At 67.7% G+C, this 1,575-nt stretch carries 2 protein-coding genes; one reads left to right on the top strand and one right to left on the bottom strand.

The window, feature by feature from the left end; all coding sequences use genetic code 11:
• Nucleotides 1-612: TerD family protein (locus G6048_RS48030; RefSeq protein WP_206343045.1), on the top strand; the 612-nt coding region annotated here is incomplete at its 5' end.
• A 153-nt stretch (nucleotides 613-765) separates the two neighbouring features.
• On the opposite strand, the gene G6048_RS48025 is transcribed toward G6048_RS48030, so the two are convergent.
• Nucleotides 766-1,572, bottom strand: a complete 807-nt coding sequence (locus G6048_RS48025) for an ABC transporter permease (protein ID WP_235991159.1) — start codon at nucleotides 1,570-1,572, stop codon at nucleotides 766-768.
• Nucleotides 1,573-1,575 lie beyond the last annotated feature (3 nt).

The following is a 1,575-nucleotide window of genomic DNA, read 5'->3' as shown; positions in this document are numbered from 1 at the left end:
CCCCCGGCACCGCCCGCCCCGGCCCCCGGCGCCGGAAAGATCAACCTCGACAAGGGCCGCGTAAGCCTCCAGAAGAACCAGACCGTCTCCCTGGTGAAGGGCGGCGCCCCGCTCCTCTCGCAGGTCAAGATGGGCCTCGGCTGGGAGCCCGCGTACCGCGGCAAGGACATCGACCTGGACGCGTCGGTCATCGCGTACGGCCCGCAGCGCAACCACATCGACAGCTGCTACTTCGGCAAGCTGCAGATCGTGAACGGCGCGATCAGGCACTCCGGCGACAACCTCACGGGCGAGGGCGGCGGAGACGACGAGGTCATCACGGTCGACCTCGGCCGCCTCCCCCAGGAGGTCACCGGCCTGGTCTTCACCGTGAACTCCTTCTCCGGCCAGAAGTTCACCGAGGTCGCCAAGGCCTACTGCCGCCTCCTGGACGCCGCCACCGGCGAGGAACTGGTCCGCTTCGACCTCACCAACGCCGAGGCCCAGACCGGCGTCATGATGGCCAAGCTGATCAAGCAGTTCTCCGGCGAGTGGGACATGACGGCGATGGGCGACTTCGTCAAGTCCCGTACGGTGCGCGGCATGGTCAAGCCGGCGGCCCAGGCGTTGTAGGGACCCGGAATACCGGAATACACGAACAGGGCGGCGTACTCCGACGTGGTGTCGGTGTACGCCGCCCTGTTGCGGGACGAGTTGCGGGATGCGGCCCGCGCTGTCATGGCGGTAAGTTCGGGCCGCGGCTGAACAACGCCGTTGCCATTGCGGTTACTTCGGGTCGCGGTTGAACAGTGCGGTCGACCAGCGGTAGCCGAGCGCGGTCAGGCCGACGCACCAGGCGATCGCGATCCACCCGTTGTTGCCGATCTCGGTGCCGAGCAGCAGGCCGCGCAGGGTCTCGATGGCCGGAGTGAAGGGCTGGTACTCGGCGATCGGCTGGAACCAGCCCGGCATCGTCTCTGCCGGGATGAAGGCGCTCGAGATGAGCGGCAAAAGGATCAGCGGCATCGCCATGTTGCTGGCCGCCTCGGCGTTCGGGCTGGCCATGCCCATCCCGACCGCGATCCAGGTGAGCGCCAGGGCGAACAGCGCAAGCAGTCCGAACGCCGCCAGCCACTCCAGAGCCGTGGCGTCGGTGGACCGGAAGCCGATCGCCACACCGACCGCACCGACCAGGACCAGGCTGGCAAGCACCTGCAGCACACTGCCGACGACATGCCCAATGATCAAAGAACCGCGGTGGATCGCCATCGTACGGAAGCGGGCGATGAGGCCCTCGGCCATGTCGGTGGAGACGGACACCGCCGCCCCGATCACCGTGCTGCCGATGGTCATCATCAGGATGCCCGGGACGATGTAGGCGATGTAGTCGGAACGGTCGGCGCCGCCGCCACCGATACCCGCGCTCATCACGTCGCCGAAGATGTAGACGAAGAGCAGCAGCAACATGACCGGGGTGAGCAGCAGGTTCAGGGTGAGGGAGGGGTAGCGGCGGGCGTGCAGGAGGTTGCGGCGCAGCATCGTGTTCGAGTTGCGTACGGCCAGGGAGATCCGGGTCGGGCGGGCGGGAGCCAGGGG

The sequence above is a fragment of the Streptomyces ureilyticus genome, assembly GCF_011045025.1.
GTDB classification, from domain to species: domain Bacteria; phylum Actinomycetota; class Actinomycetes; order Streptomycetales; family Streptomycetaceae; genus Streptomyces; species Streptomyces ureilyticus.
This window is presented reverse-complemented; position numbering and strand designations above follow the sequence as displayed.